At 69.9% G+C, this 26,830-nt stretch carries 17 protein-coding genes; 15 read left to right on the plus strand and 2 right to left on the minus strand.

Annotated elements, in window-relative coordinates; translation table 11 throughout:
* Positions 1–7: 7 nt before the first annotated feature.
* The 14 genes from mreD (at position 8) to obgE (ending at position 19,479) form a co-directional block, all read left to right on the plus strand.
* The gene (mreD, locus tag ACIOEW_RS01900) at positions 8–673 is read left to right on the plus strand and encodes a rod shape-determining protein MreD (RefSeq protein WP_362540696.1); all 666 of its coding nucleotides are present in this window, start codon (positions 8–10) and stop codon (positions 671–673) included.
* Between the two features lie 133 nt (positions 674–806).
* Complete coding sequence (gene mrdA / locus ACIOEW_RS01905; protein ID WP_401960474.1) at positions 807–2,972, plus strand: penicillin-binding protein 2; 2,166 nt, start codon at positions 807–809, stop codon at positions 2,970–2,972.
* Positions 2,972–4,162, plus strand: a complete 1,191-nt coding sequence (gene rodA, locus ACIOEW_RS01910; RefSeq protein ID WP_362540702.1) for a rod shape-determining protein RodA — start codon at positions 2,972–2,974, stop codon at positions 4,160–4,162. Before mrdA ends, rodA begins: the two co-directional genes overlap by 1 nt.
* 51 nt (positions 4,163–4,213) lie before the next feature.
* On the plus strand, positions 4,214–5,734 hold the full coding sequence (locus ACIOEW_RS01915; RefSeq protein ID WP_401960476.1) for a CHAD domain-containing protein: 1,521 nt from the start codon (positions 4,214–4,216) through the stop codon (positions 5,732–5,734).
* 50 nt (positions 5,735–5,784) lie between these two features.
* Positions 5,785–7,710, plus strand: a complete 1,926-nt coding sequence (locus tag ACIOEW_RS01920) for a TIGR03960 family B12-binding radical SAM protein (protein WP_362540708.1) — start codon at positions 5,785–5,787, stop codon at positions 7,708–7,710.
* A gap of 104 nt (positions 7,711–7,814) precedes the next feature.
* Positions 7,815–9,005, plus strand: a complete 1,191-nt coding sequence (locus tag ACIOEW_RS01925; RefSeq protein WP_401960479.1) for a hypothetical protein — start codon at positions 7,815–7,817, stop codon at positions 9,003–9,005.
* A 123-nt stretch (positions 9,006–9,128) separates the two neighbouring features.
* A complete protein-coding gene (locus tag ACIOEW_RS01930) occupies positions 9,129–9,911 on the plus strand; it encodes a TIGR03936 family radical SAM-associated protein (RefSeq protein ID WP_350997007.1) in 783 nt (260 codons plus the stop codon).
* Between the two features lie 232 nt (positions 9,912–10,143).
* Positions 10,144–14,238, plus strand: coding sequence for a ribonuclease E/G (locus ACIOEW_RS01935; protein ID WP_401960483.1), 4,095 nt, complete (start codon positions 10,144–10,146; stop codon positions 14,236–14,238).
* A gap of 104 nt (positions 14,239–14,342) precedes the next feature.
* A complete protein-coding gene (gene galU, locus ACIOEW_RS01940) occupies positions 14,343–15,233 on the plus strand; it encodes a UTP--glucose-1-phosphate uridylyltransferase GalU (protein ID WP_401960486.1) in 891 nt (296 codons plus the stop codon).
* A gap of 61 nt (positions 15,234–15,294) precedes the next feature.
* Entirely contained in the window at positions 15,295–16,047 is a 753-nt protein-coding gene (locus tag ACIOEW_RS01945; protein ID WP_401960488.1) for a sugar phosphate nucleotidyltransferase, read from the plus strand.
* The gene (locus tag ACIOEW_RS01950; protein ID WP_401960489.1) at positions 16,035–17,096 is read left to right on the plus strand and encodes an iron-containing alcohol dehydrogenase family protein; all 1,062 of its coding nucleotides are present in this window, start codon (positions 16,035–16,037) and stop codon (positions 17,094–17,096) included. Before ACIOEW_RS01945 ends, ACIOEW_RS01950 begins: the two co-directional genes overlap by 13 nt.
* 212 nt (positions 17,097–17,308) lie before the next feature.
* Positions 17,309–17,629: a 50S ribosomal protein L21 gene (gene rplU / locus ACIOEW_RS01955; RefSeq protein WP_018551604.1), complete on the plus strand. Its 321-nt coding sequence runs from the start codon at positions 17,309–17,311 to the stop codon at positions 17,627–17,629.
* A 14-nt stretch (positions 17,630–17,643) separates the two neighbouring features.
* Positions 17,644–17,901: a 50S ribosomal protein L27 gene (rpmA, locus tag ACIOEW_RS01960; RefSeq protein ID WP_018103204.1), complete on the plus strand. Its 258-nt coding sequence runs from the start codon at positions 17,644–17,646 to the stop codon at positions 17,899–17,901.
* Between the two features lie 138 nt (positions 17,902–18,039).
* The gene (gene obgE, locus ACIOEW_RS01965; protein WP_362540723.1) at positions 18,040–19,479 is read left to right on the plus strand and encodes a GTPase ObgE; all 1,440 of its coding nucleotides are present in this window, start codon (positions 18,040–18,042) and stop codon (positions 19,477–19,479) included.
* A gap of 78 nt (positions 19,480–19,557) precedes the next feature.
* Here the strand turns inward: obgE and ACIOEW_RS01970 are convergent, their stop codons facing one another.
* Both ACIOEW_RS01970 and ACIOEW_RS01975 read right to left on the minus strand, forming a co-directional pair.
* Positions 19,558–23,169, minus strand: a complete 3,612-nt coding sequence (locus ACIOEW_RS01970) for a CDP-glycerol glycerophosphotransferase family protein (RefSeq protein WP_401960492.1) — start codon at positions 23,167–23,169, stop codon at positions 19,558–19,560.
* An 18-nt stretch (positions 23,170–23,187) separates the two neighbouring features.
* Entirely contained in the window at positions 23,188–25,419 is a 2,232-nt protein-coding gene (locus ACIOEW_RS01975) for a CDP-glycerol glycerophosphotransferase family protein (RefSeq protein ID WP_401960494.1), read from the minus strand.
* 301 nt (positions 25,420–25,720) lie between these two features.
* Here ACIOEW_RS01975 and galE point away from each other — a divergent pair, with 301 nt between their 5' ends.
* On the plus strand, positions 25,721–26,692 hold the full coding sequence (gene galE / locus ACIOEW_RS01980) for a UDP-glucose 4-epimerase GalE (protein ID WP_401960497.1): 972 nt from the start codon (positions 25,721–25,723) through the stop codon (positions 26,690–26,692).
* The last annotated feature ends 138 nt before the right edge of the window (positions 26,693–26,830 follow it).

The following is a 26,830-nucleotide window of genomic DNA, read 5'->3' on the forward strand; positions in this document are numbered from 1 at the left end:
GATCCCCATGCGTGTCAACCGGACTCTGCTCTCCATCGTTCTGGTCGTGATCGCCCTCGTCGTCCAGGTGTCCGTACTCTCCCGGCTCCAGCTCCCCGGCGCCGTACCCGATCTGCTGCTCATGGTCGTCCTCGGACTGGCCTTCGTGTACGGGCACGTCAGCGGGGCCCTCATCGGCTTCGGCGCGGGCCTCCTCGCCGACCTGGCACCCCCGGCCGACCACGCCGCCGGGCGGTACGCCCTGGTGCTCTGCGTCATCGGCTACCTCGCCGGACTCGCCAGGCCGGAGAACGGGCAGCTGAAGTCCGCCTTCGTCCCGATGGCGGTGGTCGTCGCGGCGGCGGTCGGATCGACCCTGCTCTACGCCGGCGTCGGCGCGCTCGTCGGCGACACGGCGGCCCGCCATGTGGGGCTGGGCAGCCTGCTGTTCACCGCGGCCGTCTACGACCTGCTTCTCGCGCCGTTCACCGTTCCGCTGATCATGGCGATCGCCAGACGCACGGTGAACGACCCGCTCACCGAGTCCTCCTCCGGGCGCGGCGATGCCGCGGCCGGCTGGCTCGCCGCGGGCACCGGGCTCCGGATCGGCAGCCAGCGCGGCGGACTGCGCGTCAAGGCCGCCCGCAACCGCGCCGCCCGCGCCGGACGGATCAAGGGAGTCAAGCGACTGTGACACCGCATCACCCGGAGGCGCCGGCCTCGCCCCCCGTAGCCCTGGGTCCTGACCGGACTTCCCCGCCCGCGCTCCGCGCGGACGACGCGGAACTCCGCACAGGAACCGGCCCGACCACCACCGGGGGCGCCCCGTGACCAACATTCCCGAGACCGGGCGGACCCAGCGGGTCCAGATCCGCCTCATCGTCATCCAGGTCCTCGTCTTCTCCCTGCTGCTCACCCTCGGCGGCCGCCTCTGGTACCTCCAGATCCGCAACGGCCAGGAGTACTCCGACGAGGCGAAGAACAACCACGTCCAGCAGGTCGTTCAGCCCGCCGCCCGCGGCTCCATCCTCGATGCCCGCGGCGTGCCCCTCGCCGACAACGAGACCCGCCTCGTCGTCTCCGCCAGCCGCACCGAGCTGCTGAAGATGGACGACGACGGCAAGGGCGTCCTGACCCGGCTCGCCGGCGTCCTCGACATGAAGCCCAAGGACGTCCTCGACAAGGTCCGGCTCTGCGACGCGAAGACCCCGCAGCCCTGCTGGAACGGCTCGCCCTACCAGCCGATCCCGGTAACCGACGAGGCCACCACCCAGCAGGCCCTCCAGATCCGTGAGCGCGCGGAGGACTTCCCCGGCATCACCGCCGAGCCCACCGCGGTCCGCCGCTACGCCGCCCCCGGCAAGGCCAACACCGCCCAGGTTCTCGGCTATCTCTCACCCGTCACCGACGACGAGATCACCAAGGCCCAGGACAGCGACTCGCCCTACCTCCGCTCCGACCAGGTCGGCCGCTCCGGACTGGAGCGCACGTACGACAAGGAGCTGCGAGGCAAGGCGGGCGTCACCCGCTACGAGGTCGACAACCTCGGCCGGGTCATCGGCCAGGCCAAGAACGACGAGGCGGAGGCCGGCGCCAGCGTCGTCACCTCCATCGACGCCCGCGTCCAGGCCGTCGCCGAGTACGAGCTCAACCAGGCCATGAAGACGGCCCGTACCGAGTTCGACACCAACACCGGCGAGAACTACAAGGCCGACTCCGGCGCCGTCGTCGTCATGGAGGCCAAGACCGGCCGGGTCGTCTCCATGGCCTCGCTGCCCAGCTACGACCCCAACGCCTGGGTCGGCGGCATCTCCGGCAAGGACTACGCCAAGCTCACCGGCAAGAACTCCAACTTCCCGCTGCTGAACCGGGCCATCCAGGGCCAGGCCGCCCCCGGCTCCATCTTCAAGGTCATCTCCTCCACCGCCGCGGTCAACGCCGGGTACCCGTTCGACGGCAACTACCCCTGCCCCAGCTCGTACTCCATCGGCGGCCAGACCTTCAAGAACTTCGAGTCCCAGGGCTACGGCAGCATCAGCATCGGCCGCGCCCTCGAAGTCTCCTGCGACACCGTGTACTACGGCCTCGCGCACAAGGAGTGGCAGAAGGACGGCGGCAACAGCCCCAAGAAGAACGCCAACGACTGGTTCTACAAGACCGCCCACCAGTTCGGCCTCGGCAAGGAGACCGGCATCGACCTCCCCAACGAGGTCAGCGGCCGCGTCCCGGACCGCGAGTGGAAGAAGAACTTCGCCAAGGCCAACCACGACGCCTGGTGCAAGCAGGGCAAGAAGGACGGCACGTACGTCGAGAAGATCGCGTACGAGAACTGCCTCGAGGGCGACAAGATGCGCGCCGGTGACTCCGTCAACTACTCGATCGGCCAGGGCGACACCCTCGTCACCCCGATCCAGATGGCGACCATCTACGCGGCCATCTCCAACGGCGGCACCCTCTACGACCCCACCGTCGGCAAGGCGATCGTCAGCGGCGACGGCAAGACCGTCCAGGCGATCGAGCCCACCTCGCACGGCAAGCTCCCCTTCACCCGGAAGACGCGCAACGAAATAGACGAAGCCCTCGCGGGTGTCGCGACCCGCGGCTCCGCCGCCTGGCGATTCGGCGGCTGGCCGCAGGACAAGATCCCGATGCACGCCAAGACGGGTACCGCCGAGGTCTACGGCAAGCAGACGACCTCCTGGTTCGCCACGTACACCAAGGACTACTCGATCGTCATGACGATCTCCCAGGGCGGTACGGGTTCCGGAGCGTCGGGACCCGCCGTCCGCAACATCTACAACGCGCTCTACGGCCTCGACGCCGCGGGCAAGCAGGACCTCAAGAAGGCCCTGCTGCCGACGCCGCAGAAGTCCCTGCCGAAGATCCAGACGGACGGCACCATCGACGCCCCGAGGATCAAGCCCTACAACCCCGAATCGCAGAAGCCGCCGGGCGCGCAGACGCTCGCCGCGGTCCTGGGGAGGCGCGACTGATGGCAGGCTTCTCCGTCCAGCGGTACGCCCCCGAGCGCTCCACCTGGGGCAGGCTCACCGCCCGCGACTCCGTCGTGCGCCGCCTCGACTGGCCGCTGCTCGGCTCGGCGATCGCGCTGTCCTTCATCGGCTCGCTGCTCGTCTACTCGGCGACCCGTGGACGTGACTCGCTCACCCACGGCGACCCGTACTACTTCCTCTTCCGTCACGCCCTCAACACGGGCATCGGCTTCGCCCTGATGGTCGGCACGATCTGGCTCGGCCACCGGACCCTGCGCGGTGCCGTGCCGATCCTGTACGGCGTGTCCGTGGTCCTCGTGATGGCGGTCCTCACCCCGCTCGGCACCACCGTCAACGGCGCCCACGCCTGGATCCTCCTCCCCGGCGGCTTCTCCCTCCAGCCCTCCGAGTTCACCAAGATCACCATCATTCTCGGCATGGCGATGCTGCTCGCCACCCGCGTCGACGCGGGCGACCAGCCGCACCCCGACCACCGCACCGTCGCCAAGGCCCTCGGCCTGGCGGCGCTCCCGATGGCGGTCGTCATGGGCATGCCCGACCTCGGCTCCGTGATGGTCATGGTCGTCATCGTGCTCGGCGTGCTGCTGGCATCCGGGGCGTCCAACCGCTGGGTCTTCGGACTCCTCGGCGCGGGCGCCACCGGAGCCGTCGCCATCTGGCAGCTCGGACTGCTCGACGACTACCAGATCGCCCGGTTCGCCGCCTTCGCCAACCCGGCACTCGACCCGGCCGGCGTCGGCTACAACACCAACCAGGCCCGCATCGCGATCGGCTCCGGCGGCCTCTCCGGCACCGGCCTCTTCCAGGGCACCCAGACCACCGGCCAGTTCGTCCCCGAGCAGCAGACCGACTTCGTCTTCACCGTCGCCGGTGAGGAACTCGGCTTCCTCGGCGCCGGACTGATCCTGGTCCTGCTCGGTGTCGTCCTGTGGCGCGCCTGCCGCATCGCCCGCGAGACCACCGAGCTCTACGGCACGATCGTCGCCGCCGGAATCATCGCCTGGTTCGCCTTCCAGGCCTTCGAGAACATCGGCATGACGCTCGGCATCATGCCGGTCGCCGGACTGCCACTGCCGTTCGTCTCCTACGGAGGCTCCTCGATGTTCGCCGTCTGGGTGGCCATCGGACTGCTCCAGTCGATCCGGGTGCAACGGCCGATAACGGCCTGAGCCGTTGCGGGGCCACTGCCCAAGTGCGCATATGACGTCTAGATTCGATGCATGGCGGACGCGAAGCGCGAGATCGAGCGGAAGTACGAACCGGCCGGCGACAGCCGGCTGCCCGACCTGACGCGGGTGGCCGGGGTCGCCGCCGTGGACCACCAGGGCGTCATGGAACTCGACGCCGTCTACTACGACACCGAGGACCTCCGGCTCGCGGCCGACAGCCTCACCCTGCGCCGTCGCACCGGCGGCGACGACGCAGGCTGGCACCTCAAGTTCCCGGTCGCCTCCGGCATCCGTGACGAGATCCGGGCCCCGCTCTCCGACACCCTGCCGCCCGGCCTCGCCGGACTGATCCGCTCCCGGGTCCGCGACACCGCCGTCGTCCCCGTGGTCCGGCTCCGCTCCGCCCGCGACGTCCACCTGCTCAACGGCCCGGACGGCGAACCGCTCGCCGAACTCAGCGTCGACGAGGTCCGGGCCGAGCGGCTGCACGGCGGCAGCCGCAGCACCGCCTGGACCGAGATCGAGGTCGAACTCGCCGACGACGGCGACCCGGCCTTCCTCGACGCCGTGGAACGGCGGCTGCGCAAGGCCGGGATACAGCCCTCCGCAGCCCCCTCCAAACTGTCCCGCGCCCTGACCGAGACCTCCCCGAAGAAGAAGCGGCAACCGCAGCCCACCGCGCCGCCGCACACGGCGGGCGACCATGTCCTCGCCTACGTACGTCACCAGATCACCGCGATCGTCGCCCTCGACCCGGCCGTGCGCCGGGGCCTGCCCGACTCCGTGCACCGGATGCGGGTCGCCACCCGCAGGCTCCGCAGCGCGTTCCGTACGTACCGGAAGGTCCTCGACCGGACGGTCACCGACCCCGTTGGCGAGGAACTGAAGTGGCTCGCAGCGGAACTCGGCGTCGACCGCGACCAGGAGGTCCTCGACGCCCGCCTGCGCACCCGGCTCGACGCACTGCCCCGCACCCTGGCCCTCGGCCCGGTCCGCGCCCGGCTGCGGATCTGGTCCACGGCACGCCGCAGCGGCTCCCGCCGCCGTACCGTCGCGGTCCTCGACGGCGCACGCTACCTCGCGCTGCTGCACACCCTGGAAGCGCTCCTCGCCGACCCGCCCCTGCTGCCCGCGGCCGCCGCCCCGCCCGGCAAGGCGCTCGCCCGCGCCGCCCACAAGGACCAGGCACGCCTCGCCACCCGGATCGCCCACGCCCTGGAACACCCGCCCGGCCCCGAACGCGACGCCGCCCTGCACAACGCCCGCAAGGCGGCGAAACGCGCACGCTACGCGGCAGAGGCAGCCCGCCCCGCCCTTGGCAAACCGGCCAGGAAGTCCGTCAAGCGGCTCAAGGCCGTCCAAGGCGTCCTCGGTGACCACCAGGACAGCGTGGTCGCCCGCGACGCCCTGCGCGCCCTCGCCGTCCAGGCCCACGCGGCGGGGGAGTCCTCGTTCACCTGGGGCCTGCTGCACGGGCAGGAGGAGGCGACGGCCGCGGCACGCGAGCGGGAGCTGCCCGGGGTGTGGGCCCGCGCCTCCCGCGCGGAGATCCGGACGGCGTCCGGAGACTGAGCGGCGCGGTACGCTGGATGGTCACCCCTGCCAGCTCTCGAAAGTTCGCGATGTCTGTCGATTCGGTCTTCCCACAGCTCGAAGCTCTGCTCCCGCATGTGCAGAAGCCCATCCAGTACGTCGGCGGTGAGCTGAACTCCACCGTCAAACCGTGGGACGAATGCGACGTCCGCTGGGCCCTCATGTACCCGGACGCCTACGAGGTCGGACTCCCCAACCAGGGCGTCATGATCCTTTACGAGGTACTCAACGAGCGCCAGGGCGTCCTCGCGGAGCGCACCTACAGCGTCTGGCCGGACCTCGAAGCGCTGATGCGCGAGCACAAGGTGCCGCAGTTCACTGTGGACGGCCACCGCCCGGTCAAGGCGTTCGACGTCTTCGGGCTGAGCTTCTCCACCGAGCTCGGCTATACCAACATGCTCACCGCCCTGGACCTGGCCGGCATCCCGCTGGCCGCCAAGGACCGCGGCCTCGACGACCCGATCGTGCTCGCGGGTGGTCACGCCGCGTTCAACCCCGAGCCGATCGCCGAGTTCATCGACTGCGCGGTCATCGGCGACGGTGAGCAGGCCGTCCTGGAGATCACCGAGATCGTCCGCGCCTGGAAGGCCGAGGGCCGTCCCGGCGGCCGCGAGGAGGTGCTCTTCCGCCTCGCGAAGACCGGTGGCGTCTATGTCCCCGGCTTCTACGACGTCGAGTACCTCCCGGACGGCCGCATCGGCCGCATGGTGCCGAACAAGTCGGGCGTGCCGTGGCGCGTGTCCAAGCACACGGTCATGGACCTCGACGAGTGGCCCTACCCCAAGCAGCCCCTCGTCCCGCTCGCCGAGACCGTCCACGAGCGGATGTCCGTGGAGATCTTCCGCGGCTGCACCCGCGGCTGCCGTTTCTGCCAGGCCGGCATGATCACGCGCCCCGTGCGGGAGCGAAGCATCACCGGCATCGGCGACATGGTGGAGAAGGGTCTCAAGGCGACGGGCTTCGAGGAAGTGGGCCTGCTCTCCCTCTCCTCCGCGGACCACACCGAGATCGGTGAGATCGCCAAGGGCCTCGCGGACCGCTACACCGAGGACAAGATCGGCCTCTCGCTGCCCTCCACCCGCGTCGACGCGTTCAACGTGGACCTGGCCAACGAGCTGACCCGCAACGGCCGCCGCTCCGGTCTCACCTTCGCCCCCGAGGGCGGCTCCGAGCGCATGCGCAAGGTCATCAACAAGATGGTCTCGGAGGAGGACCTGATCCGTACGGTCTCCACCGCGTACGGCAACGGCTGGCGTCAGGTGAAGCTGTACTTCATGTGCGGCCTGCCCACCGAGACCGACGAGGACGTCCTCCAGATCGGCGACATGGCGGTCAAGGTGATCGCCAAGGGCCGCGAGGTCTCCGGGCAGAACGACATCCGCTGCACCGTCTCCATCGGCGGCTTCGTCCCCAAGCCGCACACCCCGTTCCAGTGGGCTCCGCAGCTCAGCGCCGAGGAGACCGACGCGCGGCTGACCAAGCTCCGCGACAAGATCCGCGGAGACAAGAAGTACGGCCGCTCGATCGGCTTCCGCTACCACGACGGCAAGCCCGGCATCGTCGAGGGCCTGCTCTCCCGCGGCGACCGCCGGGTCGGCTCCGTCATCCGCGCCGTCTACGAGGCCGGCGGCCGTTTCGACGGCTGGCGCGAGTACTTCAGCTACGACCTGTGGATGAAGAGCGCCGAGAAGACGCTGCCCGACTTCGGTGTGGACGTCGACTGGTACACCACCCGCGAGCGGACGTACGAGGAGGTCCTGCCCTGGGACCACCTGGACTCCGGTCTCGACAAGGAGTGGCTCTGGGAGGACTGGCAGGACTCGCTCGACGAGACCGAGGTCGAGGACTGCCGCTGGACGCCGTGCTTCGACTGTGGTGTGTGTCCTCAGATGGACACGAGCATCCAGATCGGGCCGACGGGCAAGAAGCTCCTGCCGCTGACGGTCGTGAAGTAGATCTGCCGGTGACATGGCGGCGCCCGGCCTCTGCCGGGTGACATCTTGGTGACGAAGGCCCGGCCGGGGGAAACCCCCGGCCGGGCCTTCGCGTCATGAGGTGCATGGAATACGGAAAGCACCAGGCACCCGCGCGGTACGAGAGCGGTGACGGCTGTCTGACCACGCTCGTCAGGATTCCGGTGAGGATCGTCGTCCTCGTCCTCGTCCTGCCGGTGCGGATGGTCTGGGACGCCCTGGTCGCGGGTGCCCGTGCTGCCGACCGGATCCTGCTGCGCCCGCTGGGGCGCGCGCTGGCGTGGCTCTTCGATGTGCTGGTCGCGATCCCGGCCCGTTGGCTGTACGCACAGGTACTGACCCCTCTGGGGCACGGGCTGCGGTGGCTGGCCATGGCGGTGTTCGTGTGGCCGTGGGTCGCGCTGTGGCAGTACGTGGTGGTGCCCGGGGTGCGGTACGCGATCGTGGTGCCGCTCGTCCTGCTGTACGAGCAGGTGCTCACTCCGGTGGGGCACGGGTTGCGGTGGCTCTGGCGGGCACTCCTGCTTCCGGCCGGACGCGGCGTCGCCACCGCAGTGAGGTGGCTGCTCACCGTCGTATGCGTCATGCCGGTGGTCCTCCTGTGGCGCTACGTCCTGAAGCCGCTGGGGCTGGCCGTCGCCTGGCTGGTGGAGCACCTGATCGTGCTGCCGCTGGTGTGGACGTACCGGGAACTGCTCACCCCGCTGGGTCACGGCATCGCCTGGCTGCTCGATCTGCTGGTCCGTGGCATCGAGGCGGGCTGCCGGGGGCTGTGGGCCGCCGTCCGGTGGCTGGTCACGGTGCTTCTCGTCAGCCCGGTGGTCTGGGTGTACCGGCGGATCCTGACCCCCGTCGGCCGGGAGATCGCCGCCGCGTTCGGCGTTGCCTGGCGCGTCGCCGGATTCATCTCGCGGGCCATCGGCCGGGCGCTGGCCTGGCTGGCGTGGCATCTCGTCGGGGCGCCGGTGACCTGGGCCTACCGCACGGTGTGCACCCCGGTCGGGCACTTCCTGCGCGACGCCGTGTTCGCCCCCGCCGGGCGGGCCGCCCGCGCGGCGGGCCGGACGGCCCGGCAGACGCTGCGCACGGCCCGCGAGACCGTCCGGCAGGCCAGGAGCGACGCATGGCGGGCCCTGGTCGGCGGAGCGCGCGAACGCGAGCCCCGGGAACCGGGAAGCCTGTCTGCGCGTACTCTGGGTAGTACAACGACTGTGCCCAGCGCGGCGCCCGAACCAGAGATCTCCCTGCGGAAAGAGAAATCCGCCCAGCAGGGGTGAGCCGGACCGGACGCCCCCGGGCCACCCGTATTTCGAGGGCGGCGTGTCACCGCGTCCGCTCCGCACCGAGGAGAAGAACCACTGGGCAAGCGACAGCCCGAAGGCCCGCCGCCCGCACCGGCAGTGCAGCGCATCCGACTGCGCTACACGAAGCGCGGCCGCCTCCGGTTCACCAGTCATCGAGACTTCCAGCGTGCCTTCGAGCGGGCGCTGCGCCGCTCCGAGGTGCCCATGGCCTACTCGGCGGGCTTCACCCCGCACCCCAAGGTCTCGTACGCCAACGCCGCACCCACCGGCACGGGCAGCGAGGCCGAGTTCCTGGAGATCGCGCTCACCGAGGCCCGTGATCCGGGCACGCTGCGCGAGCTGCTCAACGACTCGCTGCCGGACGGTCTCGACATCACCGACGCCGTCGAGGCCCGCACTTCGGGTCTCGCCGACCGGCTCACCGCCTCCATCTGGGAGATGCGGCTGAACGGGGTCGCCGTGGAGGACGCCGAGAAGGCCGTCGCCGCGTTCAACGCGGCCGAGACCGTCGAGGTCGAGCGCCGCACGAAGAACGGCATGCGGAGCTTTGACGCCCGCTCCGCGGTCGTCGACCTGCAGGCCCTTGATCATCAGCCTGATAGGCCCGGGGACAAGGCCTGTGCGATACTGCGGCTGGTTGTTCGGCACGTGACACCTGCCGTTCGGCCTGACGACGTCCTGTCCGGTCTCCGCGTTGTGGCCGACCTGGCGCCGCCGGTCCCCGCAGCGGTGACCAGGCTGGCGCAGGGGCTCTTCGACGAGGAGTCCGGCACGGTGACCGACCCGCTCGCGCCTGACCGCGAGGCAGCCCCGGCCGCTCTACCCACGGCCACCGGGACCGCCGTCGCGACGGCGCCGGAGGGTGCAGGTTCCGCGTAAGGCGGTCGTTGTAGCGCAGCCCTCGGACTCGGGAGCCACCTGGGCCGGGCTGTGCTGAGACCCATAAGACTTTCGCCAGGCCGTGCGCACAACGCGTACGGAACCGGCGAGCCAGACATTCAGTTCCCGTGCGGCGCCCGCGCCCCGGACGGCGGTACCGCGTACACCATGCGGACCGTGCCGGACCGGAATCAGGCGCGGCGCCCGGGAGCCCGACGGGAGAACCGCCCGCATGCCTCAGTCCACCGAACCCGGCACCCCCGGGAACGCAGAAGACAACAACACCCCCGGGGACAAGCTGCCGCCGCGCCGCAGGCGCCGCGCCGCATCCCGCCCGGCGGGCCCGCCGACAGGGGGCGCACAGGCCGGAGCCGAGTCGTCGGCCATACCGACCGTTGACGCCGGAGTGTCGGAAAGCAGCACCGAGAACACCGCAGAGGCCGAGGCCGCGCCGCCCGTTCGTGCGCGCCGTCGCGCCGTCCGCAAGGCGACCGCCCCGGCGGGAGCGCCGCAGGCCGTCGAGACTGTCGAGGTCGTGGAGCCGGTCGCCGCGGTTGCGGCGCCGGCCGAGGAAGAGACCGTGGAGCCGGTCGAGCCGCCGCGTGCGCGCCGTCGCGCGTCCCGTAAGGCGACCGCCCCGGCGGGTGCGCCGCAGGCCGCGGAGGCTGTCGAGGTCGTGGAGCCGGTTGCGGCGCCGGTCGAGGAAGAAGCCGAGGTGCCGGTCGAGGCGCCGCGTGCGCGCCGTCGCGCCGTGCGTAAGGCGACCGCCCCTGCCGGTGCGCCGCAGGCCGCCGAGGTGGCCGAGATCGTCGAGGAGGCCGTCGCGGCCGAGGCCGCCGAGCCCGCCGTTGCCGAGCCCGTCGTCGCCGAGGCGCCGCGTGGCCGTACCCGGCGCAGGGCCTCCGCCCCCGCCGGTGCGCCGCAGGCCGCCCGGACCGAGGCCGCCGCCGAGCCGGCGCAGCCGGCCGAGGTCACCGAAACGGCCGAGGCCGTCGAAGCCGCCGAGCCGGTCGAGGCCCCGCGCGGCCGTCGTCGTGCGTCCCGCAAGGCGACCTCTCCCGCGGGTGCCCCGCAGGTCACGGAGGCCGCCGAGGAGCGCACCGAGATCCAGACGGGCGAGAGCCTGCCCGAGGCAGCCGTGGAGGAGCTGGCCGCCGAGACCGCCGAGGTCGAGGAGGCCGCCCCGCGCGGCCGTCAGCGTCGCCGGGCCACCGCCGCGGCGGGCCGGCCCGAGTTCACCGGCAAGGTCGAGGAGCCCGTGCGCCGGAGCCGTCGGGCCGAGCGCCCCGCCGTCGCCGTGTTCCAGGCGCCGGTCTTCGCCGAGCCGATGTTCCAGACCCCGGAGACCGCGGCCGCCGCAGCGGCTGCCGCCGGTCCGGCCTCGCACGACGAGGAGCCCGAGGACGAGATCACGACGGTGGAGGAGCAGACCGCCCCCGCCGAGACGGCCGCCCCCGCCGAGGCCGCGCCGCAGAGCGGCTCGCGCCGCCGTCGCCGCCGCCGCGGTGAGGCCGCCGAGGCCGAGCCCGCCGCCGCGCCCGTTCCGGCCGCCACCCCGGTCCAGGAGCAGGCCGAGGACGAGCAGGAGCCTTCGAACGAGGGCGACGCCGAGCAGGACGGTGAGGAGACCGACGAGTACGGCGACCGCCCGTCGCGCCGTCGTCGTCGCGGTGGCCGACGCCGCCGTCGCGGTGAGTCCGCCGAGGACGACGCCGCAGAGCAGCACGCGGACGACGCCGCCGACCGTTCCGACGACGAGCACGAGCACGGCCAGGAGTCCGAGGACGACGGCGACGAGGAGCAGGACGACCACGAGTCCGGCGCCTCCGGATCGAGCAGCAGCAGGCGTCGCCGCCGTCGCCGCCGTCGCAGCGGTGACTCCTCGTCCGACGCCGAGAACGGCACGGACGACCCGGAGCGCACGGTCGTCAAGGTCCGCGAACCCCGCAAGAAGGAAGCCGAGCGCGAGCCCGGCACCGGCTTCGACGAGGTCCAGTCCATCAAGGGCTCGACCCGTATGGAGGCGAAGAAGCAGCGCCGTCGCGAGGGTCGTGAGCAGGGCCGCCGCCGGGTTCCGATCATCACCGAGGCGGAGTTCCTCGCCCGCCGCGAGGCCGTCGAGCGCGTCATGGTCGTCCGCCAGAACGGCGAGCGCACCCAGATCGGCGTCCTCGAGGACAACGTGCTCGTCGAGCACTACGTCAACAAGGAGCAGGCCACCAGCTACGTCGGCAACGTCTACCTGGGCAAGGTCCAGAACGTCCTGCCGTCCATGGAGGCCGCGTTCGTCGACATCGGCAAGGGCCGCAACGCCGTCCTGTACGCCGGTGAGGTCAACTTCGAGGCGCTCGGCATGGCCCACGGGCCGCGCCGCATCGAGACCGCGCTCAAGTCCGGCCAGTCCGTCCTCGTCCAGGTGACGAAGGACCCGATCGGCCACAAGGGTGCCCGCCTGACCAGCCAGGTCTCGCTGCCCGGCCGCTACCTGGTCTACGTGCCCGAGGGCTCGATGACCGGGATCAGCCGCAAGCTGCCCGACACCGAGCGCGCCCGGCTCAAGACCATCCTCAAGAAGATCGTCCCCGAGGACGCGGGCGTCATCGTCCGTACCGCCGCCGAGGGTGCGAGCGAGGACGAGCTGCGCCGCGATGTCGAGCGGCTGCAGCAGCAGTGGGAGGACATCCAGAAGAAGTCGAAGAGCAGCGGCAGCTCCAACGCGCCGACGCTGCTCTACGGCGAGCCGGACATGACCGTCCGGGTCGTCCGCGACATCTTCAACGAGGACTTCTCCAAGGTCATCGTCAGCGGTGACGAGGCGTGGGAGACCATCCACGGCTACGTCTCGCACGTGGCGCCCGACCTGACGGACCGGCTGTCGCGGTGGACCTCCGAGGTCGACATCTTCGCGACGTACCGGATCGACGAGCAGCTCATGAAGGCGCTGGACCGCAAGGTCTATCTGCCGAGCGGCGGCTCGCTGGTGATCGACAAGACCGAGGCGATGGTCGTCGTCGACGTCAACACCGGCAAGTTCACCGGTCAGGGCGGCAACCTCGAGGAGACCGTCACCAAGAACAACCTGGAGGCGGCCGAGGAGATCGTGCGTCAGCTGCGGCTGCGCGACCTCGGTGGCATCGTCGTCGTCGACTTCATCGACATGGTGCTGGAGTCCAACCGGGACCTGGTGCTGCGGCGTCTGTTGGAGTGCCTGGGACGTGACCGTACGAAGCACCAGGTCGCCGAGGTCACCTCGCTTGGCCTGGTCCAGATGACCCGCAAGCGGGTCGGCCAGGGTCTGCTGGAGTCCTTCTCCGAGACCTGTGTCCACTGCAACGGGCGCGGCGTGATCGTGCACATGGAGCAGCCCACCTCGGTCGGTGGCGGTGGCAACGGCAAGCGGTCCAAGAAGCGCCGCGGCGGTTCCGGCCAGGACCACGAGCACGAGCACGGCCACGAGCACGAGCAGGACCACGAGCAGGACCACGAGGCCGAGACCGAGGCCGAGGTGGCTGCGGAGGTCGCCGCCCCGCTGGCGCTTCCCGAGCCCGAGTTCGTCCCGGACGAGGAGCTGTACAGCAGCCCGGCCGAGGCCGAGGCGGCCGCCTCGCGCGGCCGTGGCCGTCGCCGGGCGACCCGTAAGGCGACGGCCCCGGCCGGTGCGCCGCGGTCCGCGTCCGCCCCGGCCCCGGTGGCCGAGCCGGTCGTGGCGCCGGAGCCCGTGGTGGAGCCGGAGCCGGTCGTGGCACCGGAGCCGGTTGCCGAGACCCCGGTCGCCGAGGCCCCGGCCGAGGCGCCGCAGGGCCGTACGCGCCGTCGGGCGACCCGTAAGGCGACCGCCCCGGCGGGTTCGCCCGCACCGGCCGCCGAGCCGGTCGTGGTCCCCGAGCCCGCCCCGGTCGCCGAGGAGCCGGTGTCCGACGCCGACCCGGTCGCCGCGGAGGACCCGGTCGTCGAGGCGCCGCACGTCGAGGCCCCTGCCGAGGAGCCGGCCGCACCGCCGCGTGCCCGGCGCCGGGCGACCCGTAAGGCCACCGCGCCCGCGGGTTCCCCCGCAGGTGCCGAGGACGCCGAGGTCGTCGTGGTGACGGGTGCCGAGCCGGCCGCCGAGCCGGAGTCCGCCGCTGAGGCGGAGGCCGAACCGGCACCGGCCAAGAAGGCGGCCCGCAAGACCGCGAAGAAGGTCACGGCCAAGAAGGCGGCCGTCAAGAAGACGGCGGCCAAGAAGACCGTCGCGAAGAAGACGACGGCCAAGAAGGCGACGTCGAAGAAGACGGTGGCGGCCGAGCAGTCGTCGTCCGCCGTCACGGCTTCGGCCGACGAGGTCTGATCTCCTCGTACCGCGCGTGACGCAGTCAGGCCGGTCCCTCCACGGGGCCGGCCTGCTGCGTTCCGGTGCCGGCCGCTCCCGCCCCCACACGGAAGTCTCAGCACATGCACAGGATCCAGAAGGCCGTCGTACCTGCCGCCGGGCTCGGTACCCGGTTTCTGCCGGCGACGAAGGCGACGCCCAAGGAGATGCTGCCGGTGGTCGACAAGCCGGCGATCCAGTACGTCGTGGAGGAGGCGGCCGCCGCGGGGCTGACCGATGTGCTGATGATCACCGGGCGCAACAAGCGCGCCCTGGAGGACCACTTCGACCGGAACCACGAGCTGGAGTCGGCGCTCACCCGCAAGGGCGACGGCGAACGGCTGGACCGGGTCCGGGAGTCCAGCGATCTGGCGACCATGCACTACGTCCGGCAGGGCGACCCGAAAGGCCTCGGGCACGCCGTCCTGTGCGCGGAACCGCATGTGGGTGCCGAGCCGTTCGCGGTCCTGCTCGGCGACGACCTGATCGACCCGCGTGACCCGCTGCTGACCCGCATGGCCGAGATCCGGGAGCGCGAGGGCGGCAGCGTCGTCGCGCTGATGGAGGTCGCACCCGAGCAGATCCACATGTACGGATGCGCCGCGGTGGAGACCACGCCGGAGGACGACGTCGTCCGGGTCACCGGACTGGTCGAGAAGCCGGAGACCGGCGAGGCCCCCAGCAGTCTGGCGGTCATCGGACGCTATGTCCTGGACCCCGCCGTCTTCGGAGTGCTGCGGGACACGGAGCCGGGCCGGGGCGGCGAGATCCAGCTGACCGACGCGCTGCAGCAGCTGGCCGCCGACGAGAGTCTCGGCGGTCCGGTGCACGGCGTCGTCTTCCGTGGCCGCCGCTACGACACCGGTGACCGCGGCGACTATCTGCGGACCATCGTCAGACTCGCCTGCGAGCGCGAGGACCTGGGTCCGGACTTCCGTACCTGGCTGCGGGCCTTCGTGGCCACCGAGCTCTGAGCGACCGCGCACGCACGCACCCCACCCGAGCCATCCACACCATGGACCGAGGAGAACCCTCATGATCGGCATGATTCTGGCGGCCGGCGCAGGCCGCCGTCTGCGCCCCTACACCGACACGCTGCCCAAGGCCCTGGTGCCGGTCGGCCCGGAGGGGGACGAGGAGAGCCTGACCGTCGTCGACCTGACACTGGGCAACTTCGCCGAGGTGGGCCTGACCGATGTCGCGATCATCGTGGGCTACCGCAAGGAAGCCCTGTACGAGCGCAAGGCCGCCCTTGAGGCGAAGTACGGCGTCACGCTCACGCTGATCGACAACGACAAGGCCGAGGAGTGGAACAACGCCTACTCCCTCTGGTGCGGCCGTGACGCCCTCAAGGACGGGGTGATCCTCGCCAACGGCGACACCGTGCACCCCGTCTCGGTCGAGAAGACGCTGCTCGCCGCACGCGGCGAGGGCAAGAAGATCATCCTCGCCCTCGACACGGTGAAGCAGCTCGCCGACGAGGAGATGAAGGTCGTGGCCGACCCCGAGAAGGGTGTCCAGCGGATCACGAAGCTGATGGACCCGGCCGAGGCCACCGGCGAGTACATCGGTGTCACCCTCATCGAGGGAGAGGCCGCCGAGGAGCTGGCCGACGCGCTGAGGACCACGTACCTGCGGGACCCGGACCTCTACTACGAGGACGGCTACCAGGAGCTCGTCAACCGAGGCTTCAAGGTCGACGTGGAGCCGATCGGTGACGTCACGTGGGTCGAGATCGACAACCACGAGGACCTGGCCAAGGGCAGGAAGATCGCGTGCCAGTACTGACCCGGCTGATCCCCGCACCGGTCGTCGTCGACATCCGGGCCGGCGCGCTGGCCGATCTGGCGGTCGTCCTCGCCGATCAGCGGATCTCCGGCTCGGGCAAGCTGGCGATCGCGATCAGCGGGGGTTCCGGGCGGGCCTTGCGCGAGCGGCTCTCGGACAGTCTGCCGGGTGCTTCCTGGTTCGAGGTGGGCGGCGGCACTCTGGACGATGCCGTCAAGCTCGCGGAGGCCATGAAGTCCGGCCGGTACGACGCCGTCGTCGGCCTCGGCGGCGGCAAGATCATCGACTGTGCGAAGTTCGCGGCGGCGCGCGTCGGGCTGCCGCTGGTCGCCGTGGCGACGAATCTGTCCCACGACGGTCTGTGCTCACCGGTGGCCACGCTGGACAACGACGCGGGCCGCGGCTCGTACGGTGTCCCGAACCCGATCGCCGTCGTGATCGACCTCGACATCATCCGTGAGGCGCCGGTCCGCTTCGTGCGGTCCGGGATCGGTGACGCGCTCTCGAACATCTCCGCGGTGGCGGACTGGGAGCTCGCCCACCGGGTCAACGGCGAGGACATGGACGGACTGGCCGCCGCGATGGCCCGGCAGGCCGGCGAGGCCGTGCTGCGCCACCCCGGGACCCTCGCGGACGACGGCTTCCTCAGGGTGCTGGCCGAGGGGCTGGTGCTGACCGGCATCTCGATGTCGGTGTCGGGCGATAGCCGTCCCGCCTCCGGCGCCTGCCACGAGATCAACCACGCCTTCGACCTGCTCTTCCCCAAGCGTGCGGCGAGCCACGGTGAGCAGTGCGGTCTGGGCGCGGCGTTCGCGATGCACCTGCGCGGCGCGCACCAGGAGTCCGCACGGATGGCCGAGACGCTGCGGCGCCACGGTCTGCCGGTCACCGCGGAGGAGATCGGGTTCAGTGCGGACGAGTTCGTCTCGGTGGTCGGCTACGCACCCCGGACCAGACCGGGCCGGTACACGATCCTGGAGCATCTGGACCTGTCCCCGGACGGGATCCGGGACGCCTACGCCGACTACCTCAGGGCAGCCGGGTCCTGAGGCCGGGCCGCCCGGGAACGGGGCCCGGTTTGACCCGGCTGTACAGGGCCCCGTAATCTTGACCGTCGGCGTTTGTTTCGCCACACCTCTGAGCACTCACCTCCCGCTCGTTCGGGAGAGGCCGCTCATCCAATCCGGATCACCACGGGTCCCCGGACCCGTGTGAGCGGCTGGCTTCAGAGGTTTTCGCTTCGAGTGAGAGTGAGATCCGCGTGTACGCCATCGTGCGCAGCGGTGGTCGCCAGCACAAGGTTGCTGTCGGCGACATCGTTGAGGTTGACAAGATTCCCACCGCCAAGGTTGGCGACACGGTAGAGCTCTCTACCCTGCTCGTTGTCGACGGCGACGCAGTGACCAGCGACCCGTGGGTGCTGGACGGCATCAAGGTCCAGGCCGAGATCGTGGACCACCACAAGGGCGCGAAGATCGACATCCTTCGCTACAAGAACAAGACCGGCTACCGCCGTCGTCAGGGTCACCGCCAGCAGTACACGGCGATCAAGGTCACCGGTATCCCCGCGGCTGCGAAGTAAGGGACTGAGAACACATGGCACACAAGAAGGGCGCATCGTCCACCCGGAACGGGCGCGATTCCAATGCTCAGCGGCTCGGCGTGAAGCGCTTCGGCGGTCAGGCCGTCAACGCCGGTGAGATCCTGGTCCGCCAGCGCGGCACCCACTTCCACCCGGGCACGGGCGTCGGCCGTGGCGGCGACGACACGCTGTTCGCCCTCGCCGCCGGTGCGGTCGAGTTCGGCACGCACCGTGGCCGCAAGGTCGTGAACATCGTTCCGATCGCCGGCTGATTTTCGGCGCTCGTCGAGCGGTTTGACGTGGAGGCGGACCTCACTTCCTTTTCGGGAAGTGGGTCCGCCTTTCGCGTGTTGCTCCTACAGGGGCACGAGCGAGACATTTCTGCACGTATGTAACTGGAGGTTCCAACCATGACCACCTTCGTGGACCGCGTCGAGCTGCATGCCGCCGCGGGTAACGGGGGCCACGGCTGCGCCTCCGTTCACCGTGAGAAGTTCAAGCCGCTCGGCGGCCCGGACGGCGGCAACGGCGGCCGTGGCGGTGATGTGACCCTGATCGTCGACCAGGCCGTCACCACGCTCCTCGACTATCACCACCACCCCCACCGCAAGGCCACCAACGGCCAGCCCGGTGCCGGTGACAACCGCACCGGCAAGGAGGGCCAGGACCTGATCCTGCCCGTGCCGGACGGCACCGTCGTGCTCGACACGGACGGCAACGTGCTCGCCGACCTCGTCGGCCAGGGCACCATGTTCGTCGCCGGCCAGGGCGGCCGCGGCGGCCTCGGTAACGGCGCGCTGGCCTCCGCCCGGCGCAAGGCCCCCGGCTTCGCGCTGCTCGGCGAGCCCGGTGAGAGCCGGGACATCGTCCTGGAACTCAAGACCGTCGCCGACGTCGCCCTGGTGGGCTACCCGAGCGCCGGCAAGTCCTCGCTGATCTCTGTGCTCTCGGCTGCCAAGCCGAAGATCGCCGACTACCCGTTCACGACCCTGGTCCCGAACCTGGGCGTGGTCACCGCGGGCAGCACCGTCTACACCATCGCCGACGTCCCGGGTCTGATCCCGGGCGCCAGCCAGGGCAAGGGCCTCGGCCTGGAGTTCCTGCGCCACGTCGAGCGCTGCTCGGTGCTGGTGCACGTACTGGACACGGCGACGCTGGAGTCCGACCGTGACCCGGTCTCCGACCTCGACATGATCGAGGAGGAGCTCAAGCTGTACGGGGGGCTGGAGGACCGGCCCCGCATCGTCGTCCTCAACAAGATCGACATCCCGGACGGCCAGGACCTGGCGGACATGATCCGTCCGGACCTGGAGGCCCGCGGCTACCGCGTCTTCGAGGCGTCGGCAGTCGCCCGTACCGGTCTCAAGGAGCTCTCCTTCGCGCTGGCCGGCGTCATCGCCGAGGCGCGTGCCGCCAAGCCGGTGGAGGAGGCGACCCGTATCGTCATCCGGCCCAAGGCCGTGGACGACGCCGGTTTCACCGTGGTCCTGGAGGACGACGGCATCTACCGGGTGCGTGGCGAGAAGCCGGAGCGCTGGGTCCGCCAGACCGAATTCAACAACGACGAGGCCGTCGGGTACCTGGCGGACCGGCTGAACCGGCTCGGTGTCGAGGACGCGCTGCGCAAGGCCGGAGCCCGGGCGGGCGACGGGGTGGCCATCGGGGCCGAGGACAACGCCGTCGTCTTCGACTGGGAGCCGACGGTGACGGCCGGTGCGGAGATGCTCGGCCGCCGTGGCGAGGACCACCGGCTCGAGGAGCCGCGTCCGGCCGCGCAGCGCCGGCGCGACCGTGAGGAAGAGCGCGACGACGTCAGCAAGGAGTACCAGGAGTTCGACCCGTTCGCGTAGGGCTCGGGGCTTCCTGAAAGCCGGGCACGGCCGGATCCTCCGGCCGTGCCCGGCTTTTCTTGCGTCGGGGACTGCTCGTTACTCGCGCTCGTCGGCGAGTTCCTTCGCCTTCTCCAGCATGCGGTCCACCACCCGGGCCGAGGCATGGCCGTCGTCCAGGTCGCAGAAGAGCTGGTGGAACCGCTCGTAGCGCTCCTCGTGCGCGGCCGCCACCTCGTCGATGTCGCGGATCGCGCCGATCAGCTCCTCGGACGTGCTGATCAGCGGGCCGGGCGCGTCGTTCTCGAAGTCGAAGTAGAAGCCGCGCAGCTGGTCCCGGTAGTGCTCGAGGTCGTAGGTGAAGAAGAGCATCGGCCGCCTGAGATGCGCGTAGTCGAACATCACGGACGAGTAGTCCGTGATCATGACGTCGGCTATGAGGTAGAGATCGGCGATGTCGGGGTACTCGGACACGTCGAAGACGAATCCGTTCCCGGCTCCGGGGATGCTGTCCACCACGTTGGAATGACGACGGATCAGCAGGATGTGATCGTCACCGAGCCGCTCCCGCGCCTGCTCGATGTCCAGTCGCAGATCGAACTTGAACTGCCCCTGCCGATGGGCCAGGTCATCGCGCCAGGTGGGGGCGTAGAGCACGACCTTCTTGTCGTCCGGCAGCCCGATCCGTGCCTTGATCTCCTTGGCCCGGGCCTTCAGGTCGGGTGCGTAGAGGTAGTCGTTGCGCGGATAGCCGGTCTCGACGATCTCGCCGTCGTACCCCATGGCCCGCTTGAGGATCGGGGTGCTGAACCGGTTGGAGGACACCAGCATGTTCCAGCTGCGGGACTCCTGCTGGAGCTGGGTGTGGTACTGCGGATTGAACTTCGGCGCGGTGATGTCCAGGCCGATCTTCTTCAGCATGGTGCCGTGCCAGGTCTGGACGATGACCTGTCCCGGCCGGCGCTCGATCCAGTGGGGGAGGTGGGCGTTGGTCACGATGTACCGGCAGCGGGCCAGCGCGTCGTACCACTCGGTTCCCCAGAAGCGGACCTTCTCGGCCGTGGGCGGGAGGTCCACCTGCCCGTCCCTGACCAGCCACAGGTGCTCGACATCCGCATGACGCCGGAGCAGCTCCTCGTGGATGGCGCGCGGGCTGTCGGAGTACTGCTTGCCGTTGTAGCTGATGTACAGCACGGCGTCGCGCAGCGGCTTACCGCGACCGGCTTCGTACACCTCGTGGTGCAGCCTGTCCTGCCGGTAGCGGCCGCGTTCGAGGATGGTCAGATCGGAGGGGCACTGCAGCTGGGGGAAGTCGTACCAGCGGGATTCGAAGTGGTACTCCCGGCCTGCGTGTTCGCCGGAGACCGGGAAGGCCGGCACGGCGAGCCGGTCGATGACGAAGGGTACGTCGGGGCTGCCGTCCCCGGACCGCAGGTAGAAGTTCCACCGGCCGCTCTTCAGCGGGCGGGGGCCGTTGGATCCCGGCATGGCCGAAGGCGTGAACCTGGCGACGAACGTGCCGTCCGGGAGGACCTGCAACGGCACGGTCTTCTCGTCGAAGAAGTCACGGGCCTTGATGAGGAAGGACGGATCGCTCAGATCGGCCGGCGTGGAGCCGTGGACGATGTACTCGCCTTCGGCCATCTGCACAGCGGTCATCTTGGCCTGGACCGGGCGTCCGGAGAACTTCAGGTAGCCGTTGCTTCCCGAGACCAGTGCGAGCTCGTTCCGCTCGGCACCCTCGGCGATGGTGGCGGGGAGCCGGATCTGGCGGTCGGCAAGTCCGTCACGGACCACGGTGCCGAACCGGCGCTCCGTCCCGTCGGGGGTGGCGGCGACGAGCTCGGTGCTCCAGTTGCGCCGTGAGGCCAGGGCCGGGTTGGCGCCTTCCGCGGAGGTTCCCTCGTCGACGACGTCCTGGTGTTCCGGCAGCAGCGCGATGTCCTTGAGCGGCACGAGGACCCGGAAGGAAGCGCGGCCGTCCGGAGCGGGCTCCAGGACGGCGGGGTAGGAGATGACCTCCCCGCTCTTGCGGTTGGAGACTTCCAGGTTCACCGACTCGCCCGCCGTCAGCGGGACCCGGATCTCACCCTCGATCTCCACGCTCTCGTCCACGGCACGGTGACCGGTGACCAGGGCGCGTACCCGCTCGACACGCAGCTTCAGGGCGCCCGTGGAGGTGTTGGGGAGCAGCCGGAAGTTCTCGTCCAGCCACTGGTACGGCGAATGATTGGCCGAACCCGCTCCACTCGCGTGCACGGCACGCTTGCGGACCAGCCCGGCGGAGGCGATGCCCAGGCCGACGTGCCAGGTGCCCTCCACCCACTGGCCGCCCTTGCGGAGCTTCGCAGGGTCGAACAGCAGCTCCCAGCCCGCCCAGTCGTAGTTGTTCTGCTTCCGGGAGGACAGCGCGGTGCACTCCGGGCTGTAGACGTTGCGCAGGGGCAGCAGCGTGCGTCGTCGCGAGCCGTGCTTCTTGAGCGCCAGAACCTTGACGGCGCTGTGCTTCGTCGACTGGTCGATGCGGTCGATCCACGCGTGGCCGGACAGGCGCAGTTTCCCGTTCTCCCAGGTGATCTTCTGGAGCGGAGCTCGGGGCGTGAGGTCGGGGTCGATCCGTCGGGCTCGCTTGGGTATCAGGTCGGCACTGTGGTCCAGGGCGGCGAAGCTCGCGTACTTCCGAAGCCGCCCCTCGATCTCGATCGGGTCGCCGCGCCGCTCGGAATCGATCAGCTCGACCAGCTCGGTCATGGCGTGCTTGCGCACCAGCAGCCATTTGACCCGCTGGGTGGCGGTCAGCTCCATGACCACCTGCGGATCCACCTGGTTCAGGAACTGGTTGATGACGCGCAGGAACTCGGCGCGGAACTCCTCGTCCCCGTCAGGGAGCACATTGAGGAAGATCCGCAGATCGCCCTTGAGGACGGTGCGGTCGTACTCGCGCTTCAGCGTCGCGGCCTCCTCCCCGGGCTGCCTGCCGAAGAAGCGGCTCACCGACTCCACCGCGGCGGAGCGGTCGCGTACGGCCTTCGGCTCGGTCCTGCGCTGGGTGATGGACGGGGCGCCCTCGCCCTCGCGCAGCCGCCAGTAGTACGTGGGAGTGCTGATGATGTCGACGGCCTCGGCCAGGAACTGAGCGGGCACGATGACCGGAACGTCCTCGTAGAGCACACCTTCGGGGAAGGCCAGCTTGTGCTTCTCCCAGAACGAGCGCCGGAAGACCTTGTTGCAGGCGATCTTGTCGTTGAGCAGCTTCCTGTTCACGGACACATGGGTGCGCTGGACGGCGCCCCCGGCGAGGATGCGGTGCATCGGGGACTGCCACACCTTGGTCCTGTTGATGTGCAGCACGTTGCCCGTGATGAAGTCCGAACCGCTCTCGTCCAGGCTTGCCAGCATGAGGCGGTAGGCATCCGGCGGAATCATGTCGTCGCTGTCGACGAAGGCGACGAACTCGCTCTCGGGCGCGAGCAGTCCGAGCCCCGTGTTCCGTGCGGCGCCGAGGCCGGCGTTCTCCTTGGTGATCAGCCGGAACCGCGGGTCGCGGGCCTCGTACGAGGCCGCGATGGCGGCCGAATTGTCGGGGGACCCGTCATTCACCATGATGACTTCGAGGTCCCTGAGGGTCTGCGCAGCCAGTGAGTCCAGGCAGGCGGGCAGATACTGCTCCACGCTGTAGATCGGCACGATGACGCTGAGACGAGGGGCCATGGCTGGAGTTCCTTTCGGTCAGACCCGCTCGAACAGCTCGAGCGCCTGGGCTGGGGTGGGTGCCGTTCTGCGGTCGGTGAGCGGTACGACGGGAAGGAGGTTCTCCTCGCCCAGGAAGACTCTGCGGACGACCCGCTCCGAAGCCCGGCCGTCGTCGAAGTCGCAGAAGCGCTCACGGAACGCGCTGCGGAGAGCGGCGGACGCCGGGCTCTGCCACTCGCCGGACCGAAGGATCTCGGTGAGCTGTGCCTGGCTGGTGGCGACGGCGCCTGGAGACTCGGCCATCAGGTCGAAGTAGCTGCCACGGACGGCCTTGTACGTGTCCCAGTCGTCGGCGAAGATCACGATCGGCCGGTCGAGGTTGGCGTAGTCGAACATCGCCGACGAGTAGTCGGTGATCAGGGCGTCGGCCGCGAGGTAGAGCCGCTCCACGCTCCGGTGCGCCGAGACGTCGATCACGCGGCCGCTGGCCTGGAGCTCGGCGAGCCGGCCGGTGGCCTTGTAGAAGTAGTGGCCCCGCACCAGCAGCGTGACATCGGGGCCCAGCTCGTCGGCCAGCTTCTCGAGGTCGATCCGCGGGGTGAATTCCTTCTGGTATTCACGGTGGGTCGGCATATACAGAAAGACCTTGGAGCCGTCCGCCGCACCGAGTTCGCGACGGGCCCCCGCGACCTCCTCGGCTCCGGCGTTGACCAGCACGTCGTTGCGTGGATAGCCGGTCTCCAGCGAGGTGAAGGAACACGGATAGACCCGCTCCCACACCGAGGTGGAGAAGCTGTTGGACGAAAGGCTGTAGTCCCAGCGGTCGCACCGCCGCAGCAGGTCTTCCATCTTCATGCTCGTGGAGGCCGGGTAGTCGGCCTGGTCGAGCCCCATCGTCTTCAGTGGGGTGCCGTGGTGGGTCTGCAGATGGATCTGGCCCTCCCGCTTGACCAGCGCGTCCGCGAAGTTCACGTTGTTGATGAAGTACGTGCCGCGGGCCAGCGCCGTCCAGTACTCGCGGGAGCCGACGACAGCCACCTCGACACCCCTGGGCACCTGGCTCACATGCTCCGCGCGTACCGCCCAGACCCGGCGGATGTGCGGGGCCAGCCGGGCCAGCTCGGCGTCGATGGCCGCGGGGTTGCACGAGTAGCCCCGGCTCCAGTAGGCGGAGAAGACCGCGAGGTTCTCGTTGATCGGCAGCCGCAGCTGGGACCGGTAGGACACCCGCATGGCGGCCCGCTTGGCCTGGTTGACGCGCTCGCCGGTGCGCGCCCGCGCCCGGTGGCGTACCCGGTTCGCCCGGGTGACGCCGGTCAGGGCCAGATAGGCATCCTTGCCGAGCAGCGCGTACTTGTAACCGCGGCCACCGCCCGGACGCTCGAACCCTTCGGGCAGCCGGCGGTTGTAGTCGGCGGCCGCCCGGTGGAAGAAGTCGGACCGCGCGTTCTTGGGGAGGCGGCCCGGCTTTTCCAGCACGGTGAGATAGTGGTCGACCATTTTTCCGAAAAGCGCGGGACGCCAGGAATCGTGTTCCGGATGTTCGTCCAGATAGGCGAATACGCGGTCGTACTGGTCGAATACGTCGAAATGCTTGCGGCTGACCGTGCGCAGGATGTTTCCGCCCTCGCGCCGTTGCCGGTAGAGCACGCAGATGCGGTCGAGCAGCGCGATGCGTTCCGCCGCGACCAGGGTGGTGTAGGTCCAGGGAGCGTCCTCGTAGTACCCGGACGGGAATCGGAACCCGTGTGTCTCGATGAAATCGCGGCGATAGGCCTTGTTCCAGACGATCTGCAGCAGATCGAGCAACTCGGGCCGCTCCGACAGGGGGAAGGCCGCGGGGTCGCTGGAGCCGAGGAGGCCGGCCCGCCGGTTCGGAAGCAGCCGGCCGTCCCAGTAGCTGCGCACGTAGTCGTAGATCAGGATCTCGGGATCGTCCGTCGCGTCGAGCCGGCCTGCGATCGCGTTCAGCGAACCGGGCGTCAGGGTGTCGTCGCTGTCGAGGAAGATCAGGTAGTCGCCGGTCGCCTGTTCGATTCCGGCGTTACGGGCGTGGCCCAGTCCCACGTTCTCGCTGAGATGGAGCACCCGGACCCGGGCGTCGCGCGCCGCGTACTCGTCGAGGATGGCGCCGGAGCCGTCCGGCGAGCAGTCGTCCACGGCGACGACTTCGAAGTCGGTGAAGTCCTGTTGCAACACGGAGTCGAGGCACTCCCGGACATACGCCCGCACGTTGTACGCAGGCACGATGAGTGTCAGTCGAGGCATCCTTCACCAGTCCAGAGAGCCGTCTGCGGGTCCGTGCGGAGGCGCCGATTCGCATTGTGGAATCATCGGGGAGCGCCTGAACACCTGAACAGCGTAATTGATTGGCATCCGCCTGCCGTGGTCTCGTGTTTGTTCCGGCTTCACTGTCCGGTGTTCCCTGGATGTCACCCGGACAAGGCTTCTTAGCGCACGATAATACTGATCCGATTATTTGTCCGATTCAAATTCCGTGCACGCAGAGTGAACCTTTCGGTAGAGCCGTGTACGGGTGCGGCCGTGTACAGAGGGAGAGACGCACAGAATGACGTGGATGGTTACGGGTGGGGCCGGATACATCGGTGCGCACGTCGTGCGGGCGATGCTCGCCGGAGATCTGCAGGTGGTCGTGTACGACGACCTGTCGACGGGCAATGCGGGGAGCGTGCCCGACGGGGTGCCCCTGGTCACCGGCAGTGTGCTGGACCGGCCGGCCCTGGACGCGGCGATCCATGACCACTCCGTGACAGGTGTGGTGCACGTCGCGGGCAAGAAGCAGGTCGGCGAGTCCGTCGAGCGCCCCCTCCACTACTACCGGGAGAACGTGACCGGTCTGGAGGTGCTGCTGGAGAGCATGGTCGCGGCCGGAGCCGACCGTCTGGTGTTCTCCTCGTCCGCCGCCGTCTACGGCATGCCCGACGTCGACCTCGTCACCGAGGACACCCCCTGCGCGCCGATGAGCCCGTACGGGGAGACCAAGCTCGTCGGTGAATGGCTGATCCATGCCGCCGCCCGGGCCCACGGACTGCGCTGCGCCTCGCTCCGCTACTTCAACGTCGCGGGCGCGGCCTCACCTGAGCTCGCCGACGCCGGGGTGTACAACCTCATCCCGATGGTCTTCGAGCGCCTGGAGGCCGGCGAGGGGCCGCGGATCTTCGGCGACGACTACGCGACGCCCGACGGCACCTGCATCCGCGACTACGTCCATGTGGAGGACATCGCCTCCGCCCACCTCGCGGCCGCCCGCCGGCTGGAGGGGGCCGAGCCCGGCACGGATCTCACGCTGAACATCGGCCGCGGCGAGGGCAGCTCGGTGCGCGAGATGGTCGACCGCATCCTCAGGACGACGGGCCGCGTGGGCATCGCCCCCGAGGTGACCGCCCGCCGCGCCGGTGACCCGGCACGCGTGGTCGCGGGCGCGGAGCGGATCCGCGCGGAGCTGGGCTGGTCGGCCCGGTGCGGCGTCGACGAGATGATCGAATCCGCCTGGCAGGGCTGGCGGATCCGCCACCCGTAGCGCGGTGCGAAGGTGTACGGAAGGCGTGCGCAAAGGTGCGTACGAAACGGGTGTGCGCAATCCGGAGAATTCGACATCGAGTTCGATATCGCGCATGTGTGTGGCGATTTTCGTGAACCGATGGATGCGAAACAAAGC

The sequence above is a fragment of the Streptomyces sp. NPDC087901 genome (assembly GCF_044742205.1).
In the GTDB taxonomy this organism is placed as follows: Bacteria; Actinomycetota; Actinomycetes; order Streptomycetales; family Streptomycetaceae; genus Streptomyces.

Bases quoted from the DNA above. Each gene is read 5' to 3' on its own strand.
- rpmA (WP_018103204.1), top strand. From the start codon at position 17,644: ATGGCACACAAGAAGGGCGCATCGTCCACCCGGAACGGGCGCGATTCC.
- ACIOEW_RS01935 (WP_401960483.1), top strand. From the start codon at position 10,144: ATGCCTCAGTCCACCGAACCCGGCACCCCCGGGAACGCAGAAGACAAC.
- ACIOEW_RS01915 (WP_401960476.1), top strand. From the start codon at position 4,214: ATGGCGGACGCGAAGCGCGAGATCGAGCGGAAGTACGAACCGGCCGGC.
- ACIOEW_RS01925 (WP_401960479.1), top strand. From the start codon at position 7,815: ATGGAATACGGAAAGCACCAGGCACCCGCGCGGTACGAGAGCGGTGAC.
- galE (WP_401960497.1), top strand. From the start codon at position 25,721: ATGACGTGGATGGTTACGGGTGGGGCCGGATACATCGGTGCGCACGTC.
- ACIOEW_RS01920 (WP_362540708.1), top strand. From the start codon at position 5,785: ATGTCTGTCGATTCGGTCTTCCCACAGCTCGAAGCTCTGCTCCCGCAT.
- ACIOEW_RS01975 (WP_401960494.1), bottom strand. From the start codon at position 25,419: ATGCCTCGACTGACACTCATCGTGCCTGCGTACAACGTGCGGGCGTAT.
- ACIOEW_RS01945 (WP_401960488.1), top strand. From the start codon at position 15,295: ATGATCGGCATGATTCTGGCGGCCGGCGCAGGCCGCCGTCTGCGCCCC.
- obgE (WP_362540723.1), top strand. From the start codon at position 18,040: ATGACCACCTTCGTGGACCGCGTCGAGCTGCATGCCGCCGCGGGTAAC.
- galU (WP_401960486.1), top strand. From the start codon at position 14,343: ATGCACAGGATCCAGAAGGCCGTCGTACCTGCCGCCGGGCTCGGTACC.
- rodA (WP_362540702.1), top strand. From the start codon at position 2,972: ATGGCAGGCTTCTCCGTCCAGCGGTACGCCCCCGAGCGCTCCACCTGG.
- mreD (WP_362540696.1), top strand. From the start codon at position 8: ATGCGTGTCAACCGGACTCTGCTCTCCATCGTTCTGGTCGTGATCGCC.
- ACIOEW_RS01970 (WP_401960492.1), bottom strand. From the start codon at position 23,169: ATGGCCCCTCGTCTCAGCGTCATCGTGCCGATCTACAGCGTGGAGCAG.